Genomic DNA, 21,210 nt, shown 5'->3' with positions numbered 1-21,210 from the left:
ATGCAGGACCTATTTTCGGTTCTTCTCGAAGTCGTTCAGAAACTCAGCCCGGTCGGTAATGTCGGTGGTAAAGGCGGATTCGAGGGCGAGACCATCGGCAAGGGTGGTGGCCATACCTTCGTTGTAGAGGTGCTTCATGGCCGCAATCGTCTGGGCGCTATTGCTCAGAATTTGCCCAGCTAATTCCTGAACCGTCTGGTCGAGGTCGGCGAGGGGAACGGCCCGGTTTATCAAGCCAATGCGCTCGGCTTCCTGGCCCGTTATTGGTTTCGTGGTGAACGATAGTTCCTTCGCTTTCATGATGCCTACCAAACGCGGTAGTCGCTGAGTCATCCCCCACTTGGGTAAAATACCCCATTTGGCGTGCGTGTCGCCTATCTTGGCATCGTCGGCGGCAATAACCAGATCGAACAGCATCATTAACTCCGTCGCGCCGGTGTAGCAGTGGCCGTGCACAACCGCAATGGCGGGCTGGGGCATGGTGCGCAGCAGTCGGGCAATGGCGTTGGCGTCGTTGGTGAGGTCACCGGATGTGAATTGCCCGTTCAAAATTCCCGGAGCGCCGGATGAATCGGTAAGTGCTTTCAGATCGACACCCGCCGAAAACGCCCGACCCGCACCTTTCACAATCAATACATTGCACGATTCATCCTGCGAAACAGCTTCGATGGCTTCCTTCAACTCGCGCATCATCGTGGGACTGATCGCGTTCATCACGGCCGGACGATTGAGGGTAATGGTGGTGATGCGGTCGGCGATATCGACCAAAATGTCTTGATAGGTCATGGATGCGTAATCAGTGTTGAATTGAGTATGGGCTGATAAGAAAGGCGTGGGGTGGGTTTACTCGTTTACAGACGTATCCTGGTGATGCGGCATTCCGACGGCCACATCACCAGGATACGTAGTACACGCAAAACCAATCTACTTCACCAATTCCGAGACCATTTTGGCACCGCCCATCTCGGCGATGGTGGCCATTTCTTTGATCACCCGACCCGATCCGTCGGCGGCTACGAAAAGCGTTTGATCGCCCGCGCTGCCGTCGGCGGGTCTGATCTCGACTTTGTAAGCCTCAAACGTACCGGCCGGTACCGTCACGGACTCTTTGCCCAGCACCGTCAGCGTGTACGCTTTCGTCTGCTGTTTCATCAGGTCGAAATTGCGGTACGTCGTCGAGTAGCCTTCTTTGAGCGGCAGCGTGGCCAGCATCATCGACGCGCCCGCGCCATCAGCGAAATAAGTTCCTTCAGTTTTGGCGTTGATGGGACGGCTGTTGCCGTTCATGGCCATCGTTCCCGACACGTTGTCGGCGGTGTAAGCCACGTCGATGGTTGCCGGTCCCTGCTTGATGGTCCGCTTTACGGGAGCCAGACCCTGCTGCGTCACTTCCGACTCTTCGCTCATTTCACCCATCGCTGATTTGGCCACGTCTTTAATTTTCCAGTTCGCTCCGGCCTGCGCGATTTCGGTCGTCCGATCCATTGCAATCGTCTGACCACCCGCCTGAATCGTGGTTTTGTACGCGTACGTTCCCGCTTTGAGTGCTCCGGCAGATTTGGGCGCTTCGTTCGACACGGCTACTTTTTTAGCCAGCGTCACCGTTTTGGGGTCCACCGTGATTTCTTTCAGGCGATTGGCTACATTGTCTGGCATGGATTCCTGATACCGCCCGCCGATGTGTTTGGCTAAGAACTTCTCCGCAGCCGCCAGCGCGGCCATGCTGTTCACGGGCCGGGCAAAACCGTGACCTTCGTCGGGCGCCACAATGTACTCAACCGGGAACCCCCGGTCGCGCAGGGCAATCACAATCTGGTCTGATTCTGCTTTGTTCACGCGCGGATCGTTGGCCCCCTGAAGCACCATTAAAGGAGATTTAATATTGGCGGCCGAGTTCAGGGGCGAGGCTTTCGTCAATATGGCCTTCCCGTCGGGGGTGTTGGGGTCGCCCATCCGGTCGTACGCCTGCTTGAGACCGGCTTCCCAATAGGCCGGAAAGGAGCTGATCAGCGTCAGCAGGTTCGACGGCCCCACATACGATACGCCCACGGCATAGACTTCGGGCGTGAAGGCCAGGCCCGCCAACGTAGCGTAGCCACCGTAAGAAGCGCCCATAATGCCCACGCGCTTGGGATCAACGATGCCCTTCGCCACCAGGTCTTTCACGCCCCAGGTAATGTCGTCCTGCATCAGCAGGCCCCACTGTTTGTTACCCGCGTTCAGGAATTTCTTGCCGTAGCCGGTTGATGCCCGGAAGTTGGGTTGCAGCACCGCATAGCCCCGGTTGGCCAGAAACTGGGCATACGAATCATAGCCCCACGTATCGCGCGCCCAGGGGCCACCGTGCGGGAAAACCACCAGTGGCAGATTTTTAGCCGCAAGGCCTTTGGGCAGTGTCAGGTATGCCGGAATCTCCAGCCCGTCCGACGATTTGTAGCGCAGCGTCTGCATCGGAGCCAGGTCGCCGGTGGGCAATTTGGGCCGGGGGCGGTACTGAAACGTCAGCTTTTTGGTTTGCCGGTCGAACAGGTACGTTGCACCGGGGTCGAGGTCGCTGGTAGCCGTGACGAGGTAATAACGCTCATCGTTGGTATGGCTTCCGAAGTACGCATCTACGTTGGGCAACTGCTTTTTCACCACGCCGTAATCACTCTCGAAGGCTTTGTCTTTCCACTGGTAGCGCACCCGGTCGTCTTCGTAGACCGTGTAAATGAGCTCGTGGGTTTTCTCCGAAAAAGCCAGGTTGCTCAGGTCTACGCGCTTCAGCGGGTCCGTTTCGTAGCGCTCCTGCTTGCCCGTGGCGGGGTCCATCAGCAGCAGTTCGGTCAGGTCGCGGTCAGCGCCGGTGTTGGTAATCAGGTACACCCGCTTGTTGTCTTTGGTAAAGGCAACCACGCCCGCCCCTTCGCCTAATTTAGCCGAATACACCTTCGTAAAGCCCGCCGGATCGACGCGCAGAATGTCCGTGCTGCCGTCCTGGTTGGAGCGGGTAGCGAAGCGCAGTTGATCGTCCCAGTCGAAATTCCAGCCGCCGATGCGGTCGGTATTTTTGCGGAGCAGCGTCTTCTCGCCCGTGGCAATGTTCAGTTTGTAAAGGTCGTGCCAGGCTTTGTCGCGGTCGTTCAGGCCGATAAACAGCGTGTTAGGGTCAGTGCGGGGCACATTGTAAATCGCTACCCGAACGCTTTTCAGTCCCGTCAGATCGCGGGCGGCTGGTACGTCCTGCCCCGTTTTGAGCGACTCGGCCGGGTTCACGGCGTAGACGTTGAAATTTTCGTCCCCGCCTTTGTCCTGCACAAACAGCAGAAATTTGCCATCGCGCGACCAGAAGTAACCCTGGATGGGCCGGGTGGTGTCAGCGGTCATGGGCTTGGCCGACGTGAACGGTGCGTCGATGGTTTTGACCCAAATGTTGCGGGTGCCTTTGTAGGGTTTCATAAACGACATGAACTTGCCGTCGGGCGAGAGCTGAGCACCCGATATTTCGGGATCGCCGAAGAACAGTTCGCGGTCAATGATGGGCGGCAGTTGGGTTGCTGCGGCAGTCGGAGCCGGTTTGGTTTGCGCCTGAGCCGAGTGAGTCAGGGGTAGTAGCGCAACCAGACCGAATAGCAGTATTGGTAATTTTTGCATCGAACAGGAGGAGTTTGTTTAAACAAATGTACCTCACCCCCAGATGGATGCTTATTCGATTTGGTTATACTTTATAACTGGTTTATGAATGGTATGACTGGATGCAATGGCCACATCGTGCGAGAGGTTGCTGCGGTGGTCCAGGTGAACGCCCGCTTCGTTGGACGTAAATTAGTACCGGCTCTCATCAAGTGAGCGGTACATGATTTTCATAAAGTAGGATACCAACACCCATTGCAACGTACTCGACCCCCTAATTTCTTCGGTGGTTTTGTGGCCCGCCAGCACGTCGCGGTAGCCTTGGTAATACAGTGGTCGGCCATCGAGCACTTCATAAATCAACGACTCCGGCACAGCCGCCGGTCGCCGGGGCGCAGTTCGACGCCTGGCGCGTTTAGGTTGTTCACGTGTTTCCATGGTGTTATCGATTGAGTGGTCCGCTTTCCAGAGATACGTTATTCCAGGGCTTGATAGACAGCCGTACGGAACTTGCGGACAAAGTTGGTGTAGTACGAATAGGGCTGCACATTGGTAAAAATCAGCATAATCAATTCCTCTTTCGGGTCGATGGTGAACTCAGAGCAGTACATCCCGCCCCAGGTATACGCGCCCGGCGTGGCCTGATCGCCATAGTGTGATTTCTCCGTTATCAGTTGAAAGCCCAGCCCAAACTTATCTCCGCGATCCCACACTTCGGCCGCGCCGATCTGGTTACGGGTCATCATTTCGATGGTTTTACGACCCAGAATTCGTCGATTATTGAACGTGCCGCCGTTGAGCAGCATCTGGCAAAACCGGGCATAATCTTCTGCTGTGCTCACCAACCCGGCCCCACCTGAAAAGTACGTTTTCGCGCCCGACACGGCGAAATTTCGGTAGTCGGCGTTTTCGTGAAGCGTCAACGGTCCGTCAGTTTTGGTGTATAGTTCGACTAACCGGCTGGCTTTGTTGGCGGGCAGATAGAAATACGTATCGCTCATGCCGAGCGGATTGAGCACTCGTTCGCGCATGGCTGCGTCCAGCGACTGGCCCGACAACACTTCCACCAACCGTCCAATAATATCAGTGTTCAGACCGTACGTGAAACCAGCGCCGGTCGAATCGGTTCCGGGGTCGCGGAGGAGTGGGCGTTTGGCCAGTTTGTTGATAACGTCTTCGAGCTTGTCGGACTTGATGGAATTGAAGAAGGGGACGGCGAACTCCGGTCGTTTGTCGAGCGGGTGTTCATAGGGCAGTCCCGCGTTGTGGCTCAGGAGATGGCGGATGGTGATTTCGCCTTTTGCCGGGCGCGTTTGGAAATTACCCCCGGTCGGGTCTTTTTTGTCGTAGCTGACCAACACAGTCGGCTCTTTAAACGCCGGGATGTATTGGCTGATGGGGTCGTCGAGCACAAACTTTCCCTCCTCAAATAAGGTCATCAGTGTTGTGGTCGTGATGGCTTTGGACTGCGACGCAATCCGATAGATATCATCCCGTTTCAGGGGTGTTTTCTTTGCCAAATTGCTGTAACCAAAGGCTTTGTAATGCACCACCTGGCCCCGGTGCGCAACGAACGTAACGGCGTTGGGCGCAATGCCCTGGTCGACTAAGCCCTGCAAAAAAGCATCGAGCCGTTGCAGTCGCTCGGCTGAGAAACCAGCGTCGGCGGGGGATTTAGCGGTGATGAACGTTTGCGGTTTTGGCTGAGCCAACAGGGAAGTTGTGACCAGTAGAAGGAGAATCAAGCGCATGAGCTGTATAGTTTGTACCGGTTCGTTGCGTCAGCAAACTCAAAAACCACGAACCGCTACGGCGGACCGTGACAAATTTTCTACTTTTTCCAGTCCCACACGACAACCACCCACTCTTCGCCCGCCGTTGGCTCATAGAAGCGTTGCAGCGACTGAAACCCGATTCGTTCGTGGACGCGCAGGGAGCGGGTATTCAGGGCTGAGATGTCGGTAATGAGCAGTTGAAATTGGTCGGTATAGATCGTGCGGTGGTGCTGATACATCCGGTCCAGCAACGCTTGTCCCCGGTAGCCATCGGCCACGCAGACCTGTCCAGCTACGTAATAAGCGTACGTCGGCAGTGGCCGATTCTCGTAAGTGAGGGCATCAATCTGATCGAACAGGCTGGCTAACTCGGGCACAAACTGCCGCGTTTCGGGCAGGGTGGTGATCACGTAGCCGACGACTGTATCGCCGTCTTTGGCAATGACACTCGGCCCGGCCTGGTGCATCTGCCGCATCTGGTCAAGGGTATACTGAAGCGTAACGAATCCCTGTGCGGTTGCTACGTCAGCGGGTAGTGCCCGGCGCAGATTCGCCCGCTGAAGGGCTAAAATGCCCCGTAAATCAGCTTCGGACTGAGCGGTGGTAACGGTGATCATGGCGTAGGGTATATGTAAGCAACAAGTAGATATTGAGCAGCCGCGTAAGTGCCCATGATGAGGGGCGTAGAACCGGCGAAGGGTGTTAAAAAGCTGTTGACCGCAATGGCCGAATCGGACAGCATGAACAGAAGCGCCCCCGTCAGAACGGGCCAGTAGCCCGACGAACCCCGGCGCAGCGCGGCCATCAGCCCCATTGTGCTGATGCAAACGACATAAATTACCACTGGAATCCAGAGACCGCTCAGAGCGGGTTTTGTTGCAAAAGCCGGGCGTAAAAAGAGCAGAAAACCACCGGCGTATACCGCAAAAGGCAGCGCCGTCGAGCCGATGGTGATCAGCGAAACAGGCCGAATCGCGCCCCGTAGGCCAAAAACAACGCAGTAGCACAGTTGCATTAGTAAAAAGGACCCTAACCCCAGACCGAATAAGTCAACTTCTTGAATCATCAGAAAAATGTCGCCCAGCAACGCGAAAATCAGACCAATACGGAGAACCTTCATGGGAGGCCCACCTACCAACCGGTGGTGCCACGCCCAAGCCAATAATAAACCGACAATCAGTGGTTTACAGCCATAATGAAGCCACTTAATTTGCCCAGCGTCGCCCACTATTACCAGCAGCGTAATTACCGAAAATAGCAACCTGAACAGGCGGGTGGGTGGTATGGTATTCATGGGGTAGGAGCACCAATAAAAATCGCTTCCAACGCGCTCAGAAATGCCGGTTCAACGTCGGCTCCAATGCCCGGCGCGTCGGGTAATTCGATCTGGTAGCCGTGGTAGGTGATACCACCCTGAACCGGGTCGTCGGCGTGCTCGAAACAACCGTCCAGATCGCAAAAACGCACGTTTTGCCGGGCGGCTGCGAAGTGGGCATTTGCCGTTAGCGCCAGCCGCGACTCCGACATGCAGCCAATCATGCATGGTACTCCGGCCGCTTCAGCAATGGCATTGATCTTGAGAGCCTCGAAGATCCCCCCGCTCTTGGATAACTTGATGTTAAAATAATCGACCGCTTCTTCCCGCACCAACCGAATGGCGTCCGTCGCATCAAACAGGCTTTCATCAGCCATAATCGGCACGGTTGAACTTCGGCGAATATACCGCAGACCGGCAATGTCATGGCGGGGAATGGGCTGTTCGCAGTATTGCACGTTCCAACCGCCAATGGCCCGCAGCACCGCTGATGCGGTCACCACGTCCCAGCCCTGATTGGCATCGGTGCGGATGGGCGTCGTATCGCCGATGGCATTGCGGATCGCTTCGACGCGCCGGATGTCGTCGCGGGCGTTCGTGCCAAGTTTTACTTTTATGGCTTCGGCCCCCTTCGCCTGAATCCGCAGCGCATCGTCGACCATCCGCTCGGGCGGGTTGAGGTAAATAGTTTCGTCGGTGACGAGCGGGCGTTTGCTGCCGCCCAGAAACTGGTAGAGTGGCATTCCGGCGGCTTTGGCGGCAATATCGTACAAGGCCATGTCGAACGCCGAGCGCGTAGTGGGATGGCCTGGCAAGTAGCGGAGCAATGTGTTAACGCAACCCTCAATATCGAGCGAATCGCGGTTGAGTAATAACCGGGCCATGTCTTCAGCAGCCGCCAGTCCTGATGCCTGCGTTTCGCCGACGATCATCCAGAACGGCGAGCCTTCACCCCAGCCCGTGATACCCTCATCGGTCTGAATCTCAATCAACAAATTTCGCGCCCGGTCGATGGTGCCGAGCGAAATGGCAATGGGCGCTTTGAGCGGAATGTCGTACCGGTAAATGTTGACGCGGGTTATTTTCATAATGTGAAAAAGACTTGTAAGGTTTAGAAACCTTGCAGGTCTGAATCTTATTGCGGGAACTGACTTTTGTCCAGCCCCGGAATAATTCGGAGGGCATTCTTATAGTACACTTTCTTCAGCACCTCGTCGGGCAGGGCCATGCCGTACATCCGCCAGAAGGCGTGGTACTTTTTGTGATAGGGGAAGTACTCATCGTCGGTTTCCAAAACCCGGAAGTAGGTCGCGTATTCGCTGGGTACCCAACTGTCTTTGCCGAACAGAATCCGATCCTGGTACTTCTCAAAGAATCTCCGCGACGCCTTCGGCTGACGGCCCAGTTCGGCGATGACGGCTCCAATCTCAACGTTCATGTTCGGAAATACCCGCATCAGGCTGTCCAATTTAGTCAGGTCGTTGGGGTACCAGCCCATGTGGGCGTTGATGAACGTGGTTTTGGAATGCTTGCGAAATACATTGTGCTGCTCGGCAATGAGTTGTTCAAACGAAACGGGGTTGTTTTCAGCGCGTTTGCGGTTGGGGTGCAATTTGAGTTCCAGCCAGCGTTCGTTGTAGCGGTCCATCGGATCCCAGAACGATTTGGGGTCGGCGGTGTGAATCAGCACGGGAATGCCCAGTTCGCCACATTTGGCCCAGATCGGATCGAGTCGGGGATCATCTACCCGAACGCGGTTGCCTTTTTCATCTTTAACGTTGAAACCGAGACTTTTGTAGATTTTCAGTCCTTTGGCGCCTTTTTTCACGTCCTCCTCCAGCGTCTTGACCGCCTGCTCCGTCCAGTCCTTATCGTTTACGCTGGCGAAATTGATATTGGTGAACAGGGCCAGCCGCTTGGGACCCGTCTTGTGAATATTAGCCAGTGCCCCGTTGAAAAACTTTGTGCTCTCGCCCGGATTGCCGCTAAACCCGCGTCCGCTGAGGTTGACCATCAGGCCCATGTTCAGGCTGTCCATCTGCGTAATGAGTCCCCGCAGGTCGGCATCATCCATCTGATACTGATGATTGTGCACGTCGATGAATGGATATTTAGCCCGGCCCAGCTTATGTTCCGGTACCTTGAGTGTCGAAACGGGTTCGTATTCTTCAAAGTCAATTGGCCCGGCCGGGGTTACTACTTTGGGCTGGGCGTAGGCCGATGTTATGGCAAAGCTGGTTGCCAATAAGAGAATCTCGAATTTTTTATTCATTTTTTAGTGCAGTAATTTCGTCAATAGTCAAGCCTGATAGATCAGAAATTAAATCAGGATCAAGTCCTCTTGCCAAGCCAGTACGAGCCACCTGTATGGCTTTCTCCCGTGTTCCTTTCTCCATACCCTGCTCTATACCCTGTTCCGTCCCTTCGGCTACACCGATTGCCCAGCCTTTTGCCATTCCCTTCTCCATTCCCTTCTCCATTCCCTTCTGTTCGGCTTCTTCCTGAGCGGTTTCAAAAACGGCTTTCCAGTCCCGGTATACTTTCAGGCTGTCGAGGTAGGAGTCATAGTCGGCCTGGTTGAATTTGGCGATTTCTGCGGCATCGAACAAACGCTGAAAAATGCGCTCCTGCAACTGTACGGGTCGATCCTGCAAATCAGGGAGTCGCTTCAGTACATAAAGCCATTTGTCGTATTGCGTCATTAATTCGTCTTCCGTCTTTGTAAAGTGGGGCATTTCCAGGTAGATGTACGTCAACTTATCGTAAAACACCCGGCACTGCTCATCTTTCAGTTGGACAACGTGCTTCACGCGCTTCTCTTCTTTGTCTTCTGAGAAAACAAAATCCAGAATACCAATCAGATAAACAGCGGCTAATTTGTAATTCCAGTCGCCTTTAAGCGCCTGTTGTTGAATTGGAAAGGTAGTATAATAGACGCTCCGGTCAACAAAGTAGTTTTGCTTGGCCTTCTGCATCTCCACAACGAACCGTTCGCCGTTTTGACCGATGCAAAAAATATCGAAAATAGACCGCCGGTCAAGTTCACTGCGCCCAACCTGCTCATTGGAGGCATAGGTCAGGTCTTGAATATGATGTTTCTCCGGCAGCAACTGATTCAAAAAATCAACCAGTAGCTCTTTATTGACTTCGTTACCAAACAGCGTTTTAAAGCCAAAGTCAGTAAACGGATTCAAATAGCGGTCCTGCAACATAGCTGTTCGTGTGGTTTAGTCACTCTTTTATAATCAACGCGACGCAATGAGCCGCAATACCCTCGCCCCGACCCACAAAACCGATGTGTTCGGAGGTGGTGGCTTTAATGGATATATCGTCTTCGGGAATGACCATGACTCCGGCCAGACACGTTTTCATGGCCGGAATGTGCGGGTTCAGCTTCGGCTCCTGCAACACCACCGTCACGTCGACGTTCGCGATTTCGTAGCCCGCGCCCCGCACCATCCGCAGCACTTCAGCCAGCAGCAGCTTACTGTCGACGCCTTTCCAGCGTGGATCTTTGTCCGAAAAATGATAGCCGATGTTGCGCATATTAGCGGCTCCCAACAGAGCATCGCAGAGCACATGACACACCACGTCGGCGTCGGAATGGCCCACCGGCCCGAAATCGGCGGGAATCAGAATACCACCGAGCCAGAACGGGCGGTCCGCTTCGAGCTGGTGTACGTCGTAACCCTGACCAACGCGTATTTTCATACGGCCGAGACATCGGACTGCCGCCGATAATACAGCGTCGAACAATTGTCTTGGCGCAGCACCTGCCGGGCCATCGCCTGCACCGTGTCCGGCGTGACGGCCTGAATCTGGGCCGCTTCCTGATTAACCAGTTCGGGATCGCCCGCATTGGCGGCAAAGGCCAGGTTCATGGCCCGGTTCAACAACTCGACTTCCGAGAAGGCCAGCGTCGCTTCGGCCTGATTTTTCACTTTGGCCAGTTCCTCTTCTGCCACAGCCTGATTGATAAAATTATCCACGACCGCTTCCACGGCTGCGTCGGCTTCTTCCAGCGAGACTCCTTCGTTCAGCGTTCCCTGCACCACCAGCAGGCCCGGATCGTCGGACGAGGTGAGGTAAGCGCCGACATTGCTGAACAGCGGGTTGTCGCGCAGCAGTTGCTGGTAGAGCCGCGACGATTTGCTCCGGCCGAGCATGTCGCTCAGCAGATCCGTTGCCTGGTAACCGGCCTCAAAACGACCGGGCATGTGGTACGCTTTGTAGAGACCGTTGAGCGGCACTTTAGCGGTCGCTTCCAGTTTGCGGGCGGCCATCTGTACCGGCTCTTTCGGCACGTTACGGATGTACTGTTTCCCGGCCGGGATGGGTGCAAACCACTTGGCGCAGAGCTGTTTTACCTGCTCCGTCGTTACGTTACCCGCCACTACCAGCACGGCATTGTTGGGCAGGTAATATTTGTAGAAAAAGGCCCGCACGTCGTCGAGCGTGGCGTTTTCGATGTGACTGATGTCTTTGCCGATGGTGGCCCAGCGGTAGGGATGCTGCTCGTAGACCAACGGCCGTAACTTTAACCACACGTCGCCGTAGGGCTGGTTGAGGTAGCGTTGCTTGAACTCCTCGATCACCACTTTCTGCTGCACGTCGAGCACCTGCGGGTCGAAGGAAAGGCTCAGCATCCGGTCCGATTCGAGCCAGAACGCCGTCTCTAAGTTGGCTGCGGGGAGGGTGATGTAATAATTGGTGATGTCGGGGCTGGTGAAGGCGTTGTTTTCGCCCCCCACCTTCTGCAGCGGCTCGTCGTAGTTGGGAATGTGCCGAGACCCGCCGAACATCAGGTGCTCGAACAGATGCGCAAAACCCGTTCGGTCGGGGTCCTCATCGCGGGAACCGACGTTGTAGAGGATATTAAAGGCCGCAATGGGCGTTGAGTTATCTTCGTGGACAAACACCTTCAGGCCGTTGTCGAGCACAAATTGATCGTAATGAATCATGGATAAAACTTTTGCGTATAGCCCTCGTTAGATAATACGCACTGGACAAAAGTACGGTTCCGGCTGTACAGAATCAAACGACGCATTCGGACACCAACGGTATTGATCTTGAGAAAAAATATAGTCCTACTCTGCTTGTTTTGTCTGCCGTTTTTGGCGCCAGCGCAGGTATCGACTGACCCCGCCTTTCAGCAAACCGTTCAGAATATACTGGACGACATTTACAACTTCGAGTTTGCCGGTGCCGACGTCCAGATCAGACAAATTCGCGCCCGCTTTCCCCAGCACCCCATCGGACCGATTCTGCTGGCCACCAAGCTTGAGTTGCAATACCTGCCCATTCACGAAAACAAAGCGGCAACGGCGCAATTTATTCAGGCCGCCGGTCAGGGACTGGACCTGTCGAAACGAATGCTTGCCAAAAATAAAACCGACCCCGAAGGCGTCTTTTTTGCCCTGACGGCCCATAGCTACCTGTCGTCGCTGTATAACAACCAGGGGGAGACGATGAAAGCCGTGAGTGAGTCGCGGAAGTCGTTCAGTTACCTAAAAGATGGGCTCAAACTGATGAGCAAAAGCCCGGACTTTTACTTCACCACCGGCATGTACAATTATTATGTGGAGCGCTACCCCATAGACCATCCCGTCGTTCGACCGTTTATGCTCTTTTTTGACGATGGCAACATGGCCGAGGGCATAAAACAGTTGGACATCGCCACCCGAAAAGGGATTTTCCTGCGGGCAGGCGCTAATTACTGGCTTGCCCATATCCTGCTGAAGCACGAGATGCAGCCGGGTCGGGCGGCAGTCTATACGGATTATTTGGCCAGCAAATACCCCAATAATCCTCTGTTTGGCATGGTCAACGCCGAAGCATTACTCCTCTCTGGCCGGTATGCCGACGCCCGGCCGTATGTGCAGCGGCTGAAGCAGATAAATCATAAACTGGTGCCGATGGCGGTGAGCCTGTTTGACGGAATGCTGGCTGAGCAGGCCGACAAAAACGACAAAACAGCCGCTGAATTCTACCAGACTGCCCTCCGGCTACCCTTCAATGACCCCTACACGAAAGAATATCATGCTATGGCTTATGCCGGACTGGCCCGCATTGCCGACCGCGCCAACGACCGGAACCGTGCGAAAACGTTCTACAAAAAAGCGCTGTCTATTGCCCAGTATAAGGCACTGATCCGGGAAGCGAAGGCGTACAAAGGATAAGCTACAGGCGGTTAGTTACACTCGATTCGGGGTTTTCTGTTAAGTTGACGCTTTCATTGTTAATTTTCTCATAACACCCGACTGCCGTATAAACAGGAATTTTGCACCCTCAATTAACTAACCATACGCATGAGGGTATTGTACGTAGTTCCTCCATTAATCTGTAAATGGAGCCTGTTTTTGTGCCTGTTTCTGGGTGCCATTTCCGTCGCAGTCGCCAACAAAAATTCGTCGGTAGCTACTGCAAAAACGCCTAATTTTCGCCTTGAAAAGTCAGTCGCCGACATCACCATCAGTGGACGCGTGACGGATGCCATCACCAGTGAAGCCCTTGCCGGTTGTACCGTTGTGTTAAAGGGCACCCAACGCGGCACCACCACCGATGCGGACGGGAGCTTTCGGATTGTGGTGCCGGACCGGGGGGCGGTGCTGGTGATCGGGTTCATTGGGTTCGTGGCGCAGGAAGTCGCCGTGGGCAGCCAAACCGCACTCAACGTCGCCCTCACGCCGTCGGCTTCCGAACTGGCGCAGGTTGTGGTGATCGGCTACGGCACCACGACCAAAAAAGACGCCACCGGCTCACTCACTACCGTTAAGAGCACCGAGTTTAACCGGGGCATTATCAACTCGCCGGAGCAACTGTTGCAGGGCAAAGTGGCCGGCGTCAACGTCACCTCGGCCAGCGGGGAGCCGGGTGGTCGGCAAACCATCACGGTTCGCGGGCCGGGTGGGGTTCGCACGGGCAGTACGCCCCTGTTTGTGCTTGATGGCATCCCGCTCGACAATTCCAGCACGGGTGGGGCCGGTAATCCCCTGAACTTTCTGAATCCGCAGGACATCGAGAGCATCGACGTGTTGAAAGATGCGTCGGCAACGGCCATCTACGGGGCACGCGGAGCCAACGGCGTTGTGCTGATCACGACCAAAAAGGGGAAAGCAGGCACGTCGAACCTGACGCTTTCCGCCAACGTCGGCACCTCGAACATGGCCCGCCCCCTGCCCCTGTTCTCCGCCGATGAGTACCGGCGGCAAGTGGTGGCCGTGGGTGGTACCTTAGACGACCGGAGGGCCAATACCGACTGGCAGCGCGAAATCAGCCGGACGGCCATCACCCAGGATTATAACGTGGGCCTCAGCGGGGGAACCGACCGACTGACGTACTACGGCTCGCTGAGCGTTCAGAATCAGGAGGGAATCCTGAAGAACAGCCGGTTTAACCGCTACACGGGCCGCTTCAATGCCTCCCAGAAGTTTCTGGAAGACCGGCTGACGCTGGACGTGAACCTGACGGCTTCGCAAACGGTCAACGAACGGCCACCCGTGGCCAGTTCGTCCGGCGGCAGTGCGCCGGGGAGCGGCTCGTCCAGCATCATCGGCGACGCCATTGCGGCTAACCCGACCTATCCTGCTTACGATACCACGGGCGCACCGGCGCGCTACCAGGCGTTCACGAATCCGCTGGTTACCCTGAATTTACTGAAAGACGTAACGACTATCAACCGGGTGGTGGTCAACATATCACCTTCATTCAAAATCACGAAGAACCTGGTTTATAAGCTGAATCTGGGTGTTGACAATGCCTCTTCGACCCGCGATTTGCAGGCATTAGCCAGTACGGTTCCCCAACAAGACGGTCGGCTCGAAAGCGTTTACGGGAATAACCAGAACGTGTTGATTGAGAACTACTTCACGTACACCCGTGGCTGGAACAACCACAATCTGACGGCCCTGCTGGGACATTCGTACCAGAAATTCAGGATTCGGGAGCGGAGCTGGAGCATCAACAAGTTCCCGATTTCGCCGGTTGAGCCAATCAATAACCCCAGCTTAGGGCAGGACCTGACCTTGATCAACAACCGGCCCGGTGGGTTCGCCCTCGAAAATGAGTTACAGTCCTTTTTCTCGCGGGTAAACTACCAGTTCCGGGATCGCTACCTGCTCACGGCAACGGTACGGGCCGATGGGTCGAGCAAGTTCGGGGCTAACAACAAGTACGGCGTTTTTCCGTCGTTCTCGGCGGGTTGGCGGCTGTCGGAAGAAGCCTTCCTGCAATCGGGTCCGTTCTCCGACCTGAAACTTCGGGCGGGCTGGGGTCAGACGGGTAACCAGGAGATTCCGTCGAAGATTACCCAGGCCCTGTTTACGTCGACCGTGGGGGCGACGACCAGTTATCCGCTCGACAATTCAACGAATTACCCGGCCGGTACGACCTACACCCGGCTGGCCAACCCCGACATTCAGTGGGAGTTGTCGACGCAAACCGACATCGGGCTGGATTTTGGCTTGTTCAAAGGGGCGCTGACGGGTACGGTGGATTATTTTCGCAAGGTGTCGGGCAAAATCCTGCTCGAAGTAATTCCCACCGACCCCATTCAGCCCGCGTCTACGTACTGGAACAACGTACCCGGCATGACCATCACGAACCAGGGGTTAGAATTGGGCCTGAACTACCGCTACGTGAGCCAGAGCGGCTTTCGGTTCGACCTGGGCGGTAACCTGACGTTCATCAACAACGTAGTCAGAAATTCGCCGTATTCGGTCATCACGTCGGGTTCGGCTACCGGGTCGGGTCTGAGTTCGACCACGATCAACGGCTACGTGAATGGGGAGCCGATTGGTACGTTTTTCCTGCGTGAATACATTGGCATCGACGAAAAAGGGCTTAGCAAATACAGTGACACGAACGGCGACGGCCTTCCTGGAACGGACAAAGACCGGATTGCCGCCGGGAGTGCGTTGCCCACGCGCCAGTTTAACGCGAACGCCAACGCTTCCTTCAAAGGCTTTGACCTGACGGCCAATTTCAACGGCGTATCGGGCAATAAGCTGTATGATAACACGGCCAACGCCTTCTTTTACAAAGCACGATTGGTGAAAGGGCTGAACACCCCGCCAGAGGGCATCGGCGAGGCTAATGAGTCGATCAACAACTCGGCCCCGGTGTCGACCCGTTTCCTGAAAGATGGTTCCTTCTTCCGCCTGAACAACCTCACGCTGGGCTACAATCTGAACCCCCGTCTGATTGGGATGGGGCAGTGGATTTCGGGTGTCCGGCTCTCGGCTACCGCCCAAAATCTGTTCGTGATTACTAATTACGACGGCTACGACCCCGAGGTCAACACCGACCGGACCGTCAACGGTATTTCGTCGTACGGTATTGATTACCTGAGCTATCCGAAAGCCCGTTCGTTTGTGTTTGGCCTGAATTTGACATTTTAAATGTGCGGATAGAACCGCACCGGCGGACCGGCAGATTATTAGGATTCCTATGATAAGGCATGATTATTCATCATAAATCATCATAAAAATCATGATGATCTGCCGGTCCGCTGGTGCGGTTCTATCAGCCGCAGAAATTATGAAAAAAACACTCTTTATTTCTCTTCTTTCGTTCGGCTTGGTTAGCCTGAACAGTTGTACCAATCTCGACGAGAACGTCCTTGACGAAGCCTCGGCCACCGGCTTAACGGACCGACAGGCAGCCGACGGTAACATCGCACCCGTCTACGCCCGTCTGCCGGACGTATTCACGCACACGACCTACTTTGCGATGCAGGAAATCTCGACCGACGAGGCCATTCTGCCGTACCGGGGCGGCACGGACTGGGGCGACAATGGCATCTACCTCGCCATGCACCAGCACACCCACGCCAGCACCGACCCCAATATCAGGAATACCTGGCTGCTACTGTCACAGGGAATTTCGCGCTCGGTGACGGCGCTGAATACGTTGCCCACGATCAACGACCCCAACGTGAAAACCTACGTAGCCGAAGCGCGGGGGATGCGGGCGTACTACAATATGCTGCTGCTCGACCTGTTCGGGCTGGTATTTGTGAAAGATGACCCACAGGCTAACTCCGAAATCCTGCGGGGCGAAGCGGCCTTAGAGTACGTCAAAAACGAACTTTTAGCCGCTGAACCCGACCTGCTGACAACGGTTGGCCCCGGTCGGCTAACCAAAGGCGGGGCGTGGGGCCTGCTGGCCCGACTGTACCTGAACGCGGCCGTTTACCGCGACCGCTACGCGGCCCAATTTACGTTCAGGCCCGAAGACATGGACAAGGTGGTGGAGTACACCGACAAGATCATCAGCGCCAACCAATACCAGCTATCGCCCGATTATTTCTCGGTGTTCAACGCCGATAACCATACCAATAAAGAGCTGATTTTTGCGGTCGACCAGCGGTCCGAACTGAACGGCCACAACCGCCTGGCGTATTTTTCACTGTCCGGCGATCAGTTTCCGCTCCCGGCATTTACGGGCGCGAATGGCACTGATGGCCCGGCCATCACCCCCGATTACTACCAGACCTGGGTCAATGCCTACGCGCCCGCTGACCCGGCTGGGATTGATCCGCGCTTTTACAAACAAAACATGACCATCTCCGCCGACTCCTGCGTGGCGGCTGCCAGCGTGGTCATGAATCGGGGTATTCTGCGCGGGCAACAGTACGGCCTGTTGCGGGTCAACGGCGCGTTTGTGCGCTGTGGGGCCAATTACCGGATCGGACGGTTGTTCAACGTGACGCGCAGCCGACCCACGCTGCCCGTGAACTTCACTGAGCAGGTTGACTTTACGGTGGCGGGCAGTAATTACAGCACGGGTTACCGGGTATTGAAATACGAGTTCAGCCCCAAATCGCAGTCGGGCCGGAACCTCGGCGACGTCGATCTGTCAATTGTGCGTTTAGCCGACGTGTACCTCATGCGGGCCGAGGCCAAACTCCGTAAGGGCAACGATGCTGCCGGTGCACTGGCGGACGTGAACACGATTCGGGTTGCCCGGACAGCCGTAAAGCCTGCCCCGCCCCTGACCGCTATAAACCTCGATCTGCTATTCCGCGAACGGGGCTTTGAACTGTACTGGGAGTGCCTGCGCCGAACCGACATGATCCGGTTTGGCAAGTACGAAGGTACCTGGACGGAGAAGACCAACGCCGACCCGCAGAAGCGCATCTTCCCGATCCCGCAAACCGCCATCGACGGGGCCTCCAACATTCCCGGTTATTTGCAGCAGAATCAGAGTTACTGATCGCTTGATTTTACAGGAAGCGTACACAATTTCCTGGTTAACTATGTTGACACGGAGTGTAACCGTGTCAACATAGTTAACCAGGAAACTTTTTAGCCCATGCTTTCCCGACGCCATTTTCTGCGCTCTTCACTGGCTGGTTTGTGTCTCATGCACGCGCCTGAACGCATTATTCAGACCGTTACCGGACCAATTCCATTTGCCGATATGGGCCTGACACTCATTCACGAACACCTGCTGGTCGATTTCATTGGGGCTGATAAAGTTAGTTCCGACCGCTGGAATCGTGCTGATGTCGTGGCCAAAATGTTGCCGTATTTGCAGGAACTGAAGCGGCTCGGCTGCCAGACGTTGCTGGAGTGTACCCCGGCTTATTTAGGAAAAGACCCGCTGTTGCTGCGCGAACTGTCGGAGCGGTCGGGTATCCGAATCCTGACAAATACCGGCTACTACGGTGCCGTTGATAACAAGTTTTTGCCGCCCCACGCCTTTACCGAAACCGCCGATCAATTGGCCGACCGGTGGGTTGCTGATTTTGAGAATGGTATTGATAGTACAGGCGTTAAACCGGGATTTATCAAAATCAGCGTTAATCCGGGGCCGCTGTCAGCGTTACATCGCAAGATTGTTACGGCCGCTGCCCGCACCCACAAACGGACCGGCCTGACGATCTGCTCCCATACCGGCCCGTATGTACCGGCATTCGAGCAGATCGACGTGCTGAAGCAGGAAGGCGTTCGGCCAAAAGCATTTGTATGGACCCACGCGCAGGGCAACAACATGGTGCATTATGCCCGTGCCGTGCGGGAAGAAGCCTGGGTTAGTCTCGATGGTCTGGACAATGGCAACGTCGGTTCGTATGCCGAAACGTTGCTGCTCATGAAGGAAAACCGGTTTCTGCACCGGACGCTGCTCTCGCACGATGCGGGCTGGTACGACCCCGCCAAACCCAACGGCGGTACCATCGACCGCGACTATACCGTGCTGTTCAACCGGCTCATGCCTGACTTAAACAAGCGCGGGTTTACAAAGAAAGACTGGAAACAAATTTTGGTCGAAAACCCGGCCGAAGCATTTGGAATGTAATCTTTTGACAGGACTACAGGATTGTTTGGGCTGGTGAATTGATCCCGTAAATCGGGTAAATCCTGTCAAAAAATCAATAATCTACTTCCAAGTTAAGCACCTTCCGCAACTCGTGCAGGGCCGGATTTTTGTCGGCCATAAAGTTGTACTTGTCCTGCGAACTGTAGATCATCTTTTTCACGTCCTGCTGCGTAACGGTGTGCTCTAACTGGACTGTGCTGTTCTGGAGCTTATCGCGCAGGTAGCCCAGTAGTTCTGGTTTCACTTCGGTCAGATACCCGACTTGCAGCGTGTTGTCGAGCGTAATATGAATGCTGGTTCCGTTGAGCGTTAAGGCCCGGTTTAGCACCAACTGTTCAGTGGCCGAGTCGTTCTGCTGCTGCCGAACTTTGGCAAACGCGACCCAGGTGGCCCGTAGTTCATCCATGTCGAACGGCTTGTCGGGGCGCAGTTCCGCTTTTCCAACGGGTGCTTCAATTTCGGCAGTCACCGCCTGAACGGGGCCAGACGTCAGCGCCACCGTTGAACGCAACCGGCTACCCGCCGGGCGGGGCAGTGGGGCAATCTGTGGTCTTGTCGGCAGAGGAGTCGTTGCTACGCCATTCTGGGTGGTTGGGTGGCCATTCCGGACGGTTTCGGTTGGCAATGCATCGGTTATGACAATGGGTGGGCTGACCTGGTATCCGTTTACGGGTTCGCTCGTAATCGGGTGAACTTGGGTTGGTTGGTTAGTTGCGGGTTGCTGGCTGTTGGCTTGCGGGTTGCCGGGTGTCGGCCCGGTGTTTTTTTTTTCACCTGCTGATCCGTCAGCGTCAGTAGCCGCGCCGTTTCGCAAGCCATTTAAGGTCGCACCCGGCAATTGATCGGGCAGGGTGTCCCAGTTGAGCAGGTTACGCAGGTTGGCTAATTTCATCAGCCACAACTCCGTGTGCAGCCGCTGATCTTTTGCCTGCTTGTAGTTCATGTCGCACTGCCCGCCGATGCTCAGCGCCGACAGCAGAAACGACATCGGTGCCCGAACGGCCTGGTCGAGGTACTGACGCCGGACGTTTTCGGTCACCTGTAGTAACTGTACCGTAGCTGCATCTTTGCAAACCAGCAGATCGCGGAAGTGACGGCACAGACCTACCACGAACAGGTGCCCGTCGAAACCCTTACGCAAAATCTCATCCACCGTCAGCAGGCTTTGCGGCAGATTACCCGCCAGCAGAAAATCGGTTAGTTTAAAATAATAATCGTAGTCTAAAATGTGCAGGTTATCCAGTACTTCTTTGTACCGGATGATGCGGTCGGCGGCAAAGGTTACGTTCAGGTCGAACATGCTCAGAGCGTCGCGCAGACCACCATCGGCTTTCTGGGCAATGAGGTCGAGCGCTTCGGGATCGGCCGTAATGCCTTCTTTTTGAGCAATGTCGGCGAGGTGGATGGCGATATGCCCCGGCTGAATCCGGTTGAAGTCGAAAATCTGGCAGCGCGACAGAATCGTCGGCAGGATTTTGTGCCGCTCGGTCGTGGCCAGGATAAAGATGGCGTAGGAAGGCGGTTCTTCCAGCGTTTTCAGAAAAGCGTTGAACGCCTGCGTCGAGAGCATGTGCACCTCGTCGATGATGTATATCTTGTACTTCGCGCCAGACTGGGGTGGCGTTCGGACCTGGTCGATTAGGCTGCGGATGTCTTCGACCGAGTTGTTGGAGGCCGCATCTAACTCATGAATATTGAAGGAAGCGTTCCGGTTGAAACTTACGCACGACTCGCAGGTATCGCAGGCTTCGCCGTCGGGTTGGATGTCCTGGCAGTTGATGGTTTTGGCCAGGATTCGGGCGCAGGTTGTTTTGCCCACCCCACGCGGCCCACAGAACAAAAACGCCGAGGCTAAGTGATTGGTCCTGATGGCGTTCTTGAGCGTGGTGGTAATGTGCTCCTGTCCGACGACGGTGTCGAACGTAGCAGGGCGGTACTTGCGGGCCGAAACCACAAAATTTTCCATACCGCAAGTTAGCGGTTGCCGGGTGAATTTCAAATTGGATTGGCGCGTCTTCCGCGTACTACTCCAGTTCAAAAGTACCTGTTCACCGGTAAACCACTGATTCACTCAAATGCATTTGTTCTATCGAAAACATTGGCTGTTATTTCAGGTTATAGAACTATTAGCCGAAAGAAAAGAAATTTTTCTGGAAAGTTAGCTACTGGTTAATCCGCTCGCCATCA

16 protein-coding genes are annotated in these 21,210 nt (G+C 55.2%); 4 read left to right on the top strand and 12 right to left on the bottom strand.

The window, feature by feature from the left end:
* Nucleotides 1-9: 9 nt before the first annotated feature.
* The 11 genes from ACYVHB_RS09110 to ACYVHB_RS09060 all read right to left on the bottom strand — a co-directional run bounded on the left by ACYVHB_RS09110 (nucleotide 10) and on the right by ACYVHB_RS09060 (nucleotide 11,663).
* Nucleotides 10-786 carry an enoyl-CoA hydratase/isomerase family protein gene (locus tag ACYVHB_RS09110; RefSeq protein WP_461051393.1) on the bottom strand — a complete coding sequence of 259 codons (777 nt, stop codon included), beginning with the start codon at nucleotides 784-786 and terminating at the stop codon, nucleotides 10-12.
* Nucleotides 787-924: 138 nt separating this feature from the next.
* Entirely contained in the window at nucleotides 925-3,633 is a 2,709-nt protein-coding gene (locus ACYVHB_RS09105; protein WP_461051392.1) for a S9 family peptidase, read from the bottom strand.
* Nucleotides 3,634-3,804: 171 nt separating this feature from the next.
* Nucleotides 3,805-4,050, bottom strand: a complete 246-nt coding sequence (locus tag ACYVHB_RS09100) for a hypothetical protein (protein WP_461051391.1) — start codon at nucleotides 4,048-4,050, stop codon at nucleotides 3,805-3,807.
* Nucleotides 4,051-4,088: 38 nt separating this feature from the next.
* A complete protein-coding gene (locus tag ACYVHB_RS09095) occupies nucleotides 4,089-5,363 on the bottom strand; it encodes a serine hydrolase domain-containing protein (protein WP_461051390.1) in 1,275 nt (424 codons plus the stop codon).
* A gap of 80 nt (nucleotides 5,364-5,443) precedes the next feature.
* A complete protein-coding gene (locus ACYVHB_RS09090; RefSeq protein ID WP_461051389.1) occupies nucleotides 5,444-6,004 on the bottom strand; it encodes a GNAT family N-acetyltransferase in 561 nt (186 codons plus the stop codon).
* Complete coding sequence (locus tag ACYVHB_RS09085; RefSeq protein WP_461051388.1) at nucleotides 6,001-6,681, bottom strand: lysoplasmalogenase; 681 nt, start codon at nucleotides 6,679-6,681, stop codon at nucleotides 6,001-6,003. Before ACYVHB_RS09085 ends, ACYVHB_RS09090 begins: the two co-directional genes overlap by 4 nt.
* The gene (locus ACYVHB_RS09080; RefSeq protein ID WP_461051387.1) at nucleotides 6,678-7,790 is read right to left on the bottom strand and encodes a mandelate racemase/muconate lactonizing enzyme family protein; all 1,113 of its coding nucleotides are present in this window, start codon (nucleotides 7,788-7,790) and stop codon (nucleotides 6,678-6,680) included. The genes ACYVHB_RS09085 and ACYVHB_RS09080 overlap by 4 nt, the downstream gene beginning before the upstream one ends.
* Nucleotides 7,791-7,837: 47 nt before the next feature.
* Complete coding sequence (locus ACYVHB_RS09075) at nucleotides 7,838-8,974, bottom strand: amidohydrolase family protein (protein ID WP_461051386.1); 1,137 nt, start codon at nucleotides 8,972-8,974, stop codon at nucleotides 7,838-7,840.
* On the bottom strand, nucleotides 8,967-9,914 hold the full coding sequence (locus ACYVHB_RS09070) for an Rpn family recombination-promoting nuclease/putative transposase (protein WP_461051385.1): 948 nt from the start codon (nucleotides 9,912-9,914) through the stop codon (nucleotides 8,967-8,969). The genes ACYVHB_RS09075 and ACYVHB_RS09070 overlap by 8 nt, the downstream gene beginning before the upstream one ends.
* 19 nt (nucleotides 9,915-9,933) lie before the next feature.
* Entirely contained in the window at nucleotides 9,934-10,413 is a 480-nt protein-coding gene (gene ispF, locus ACYVHB_RS09065; RefSeq protein WP_461051384.1) for a 2-C-methyl-D-erythritol 2,4-cyclodiphosphate synthase, read from the bottom strand.
* Entirely contained in the window at nucleotides 10,410-11,663 is a 1,254-nt protein-coding gene (locus ACYVHB_RS09060; RefSeq protein ID WP_461051383.1) for a M16 family metallopeptidase, read from the bottom strand. The genes ispF and ACYVHB_RS09060 overlap by 4 nt, the downstream gene beginning before the upstream one ends.
* Nucleotides 11,664-11,771: 108 nt before the next feature.
* Here ACYVHB_RS09060 and ACYVHB_RS09055 point away from each other — a divergent pair, with 108 nt between their 5' ends.
* The 4 genes from ACYVHB_RS09055 to ACYVHB_RS09040 all read left to right on the top strand — a co-directional run bounded on the left by ACYVHB_RS09055 (nucleotide 11,772) and on the right by ACYVHB_RS09040 (nucleotide 19,002).
* The gene (locus ACYVHB_RS09055) at nucleotides 11,772-12,881 is read left to right on the top strand and encodes a hypothetical protein (RefSeq protein ID WP_461051382.1); all 1,110 of its coding nucleotides are present in this window, start codon (nucleotides 11,772-11,774) and stop codon (nucleotides 12,879-12,881) included.
* A 129-nt stretch (nucleotides 12,882-13,010) separates the two neighbouring features.
* Nucleotides 13,011-16,100, top strand: a complete 3,090-nt coding sequence (locus ACYVHB_RS09050; RefSeq protein WP_461051381.1) for a SusC/RagA family TonB-linked outer membrane protein — start codon at nucleotides 13,011-13,013, stop codon at nucleotides 16,098-16,100.
* A gap of 139 nt (nucleotides 16,101-16,239) precedes the next feature.
* Nucleotides 16,240-17,916 carry a RagB/SusD family nutrient uptake outer membrane protein gene (locus tag ACYVHB_RS09045; protein ID WP_461051380.1) on the top strand — a complete coding sequence of 559 codons (1,677 nt, stop codon included), beginning with the start codon at nucleotides 16,240-16,242 and terminating at the stop codon, nucleotides 17,914-17,916.
* Between the two features lie 99 nt (nucleotides 17,917-18,015).
* Entirely contained in the window at nucleotides 18,016-19,002 is a 987-nt protein-coding gene (locus tag ACYVHB_RS09040; protein WP_461051379.1) for a phosphotriesterase family protein, read from the top strand.
* Nucleotides 19,003-19,075: 73 nt separating this feature from the next.
* Here ACYVHB_RS09040 and ACYVHB_RS09035 read toward each other — a convergent pair whose 3' ends face one another.
* The gene (locus ACYVHB_RS09035) at nucleotides 19,076-20,989 is read right to left on the bottom strand and encodes a DNA polymerase III subunit gamma/tau (protein ID WP_461051378.1); all 1,914 of its coding nucleotides are present in this window, start codon (nucleotides 20,987-20,989) and stop codon (nucleotides 19,076-19,078) included.
* Nucleotides 20,990-21,210: the final 221 nt, after the last annotated feature.

The sequence above is a fragment of the Spirosoma arcticum genome, from assembly GCF_054779955.1.
Note: the sequence above shows the minus strand (reverse complement) of the source record. Positions and strands in the feature narration are given on the sequence as shown.

Bases quoted from the DNA above. Each gene is read 5' to 3' on its own strand.
- ACYVHB_RS09110 (WP_461051393.1), bottom strand. From the start codon at position 786: ATGACCTATCAAGACATTTTGGTCGATATCGCCGACCGCATCACCACC.
- ACYVHB_RS09105 (WP_461051392.1), bottom strand. From the start codon at position 3,633: ATGCAAAAATTACCAATACTGCTATTCGGTCTGGTTGCGCTACTACCC.
- ACYVHB_RS09100 (WP_461051391.1), bottom strand. From the start codon at position 4,050: ATGGAAACACGTGAACAACCTAAACGCGCCAGGCGTCGAACTGCGCCC.
- ACYVHB_RS09095 (WP_461051390.1), bottom strand. From the start codon at position 5,363: ATGCGCTTGATTCTCCTTCTACTGGTCACAACTTCCCTGTTGGCTCAG.
- ACYVHB_RS09090 (WP_461051389.1), bottom strand. From the start codon at position 6,004: ATGATCACCGTTACCACCGCTCAGTCCGAAGCTGATTTACGGGGCATT.
- ACYVHB_RS09085 (WP_461051388.1), bottom strand. From the start codon at position 6,681: ATGAATACCATACCACCCACCCGCCTGTTCAGGTTGCTATTTTCGGTA.
- ACYVHB_RS09080 (WP_461051387.1), bottom strand. From the start codon at position 7,790: ATGAAAATAACCCGCGTCAACATTTACCGGTACGACATTCCGCTCAAA.
- ACYVHB_RS09075 (WP_461051386.1), bottom strand. From the start codon at position 8,974: ATGAATAAAAAATTCGAGATTCTCTTATTGGCAACCAGCTTTGCCATA.
- ACYVHB_RS09070 (WP_461051385.1), bottom strand. From the start codon at position 9,914: ATGTTGCAGGACCGCTATTTGAATCCGTTTACTGACTTTGGCTTTAAA.
- ispF (WP_461051384.1), bottom strand. From the start codon at position 10,413: ATGAAAATACGCGTTGGTCAGGGTTACGACGTACACCAGCTCGAAGCG.
- ACYVHB_RS09060 (WP_461051383.1), bottom strand. From the start codon at position 11,663: ATGATTCATTACGATCAATTTGTGCTCGACAACGGCCTGAAGGTGTTT.
- ACYVHB_RS09050 (WP_461051381.1), top strand. From the start codon at position 13,011: ATGAGGGTATTGTACGTAGTTCCTCCATTAATCTGTAAATGGAGCCTG.
- ACYVHB_RS09045 (WP_461051380.1), top strand. From the start codon at position 16,240: ATGAAAAAAACACTCTTTATTTCTCTTCTTTCGTTCGGCTTGGTTAGC.
- ACYVHB_RS09040 (WP_461051379.1), top strand. From the start codon at position 18,016: ATGCTTTCCCGACGCCATTTTCTGCGCTCTTCACTGGCTGGTTTGTGT.
- ACYVHB_RS09035 (WP_461051378.1), bottom strand. From the start codon at position 20,989: ATGGAAAATTTTGTGGTTTCGGCCCGCAAGTACCGCCCTGCTACGTTC.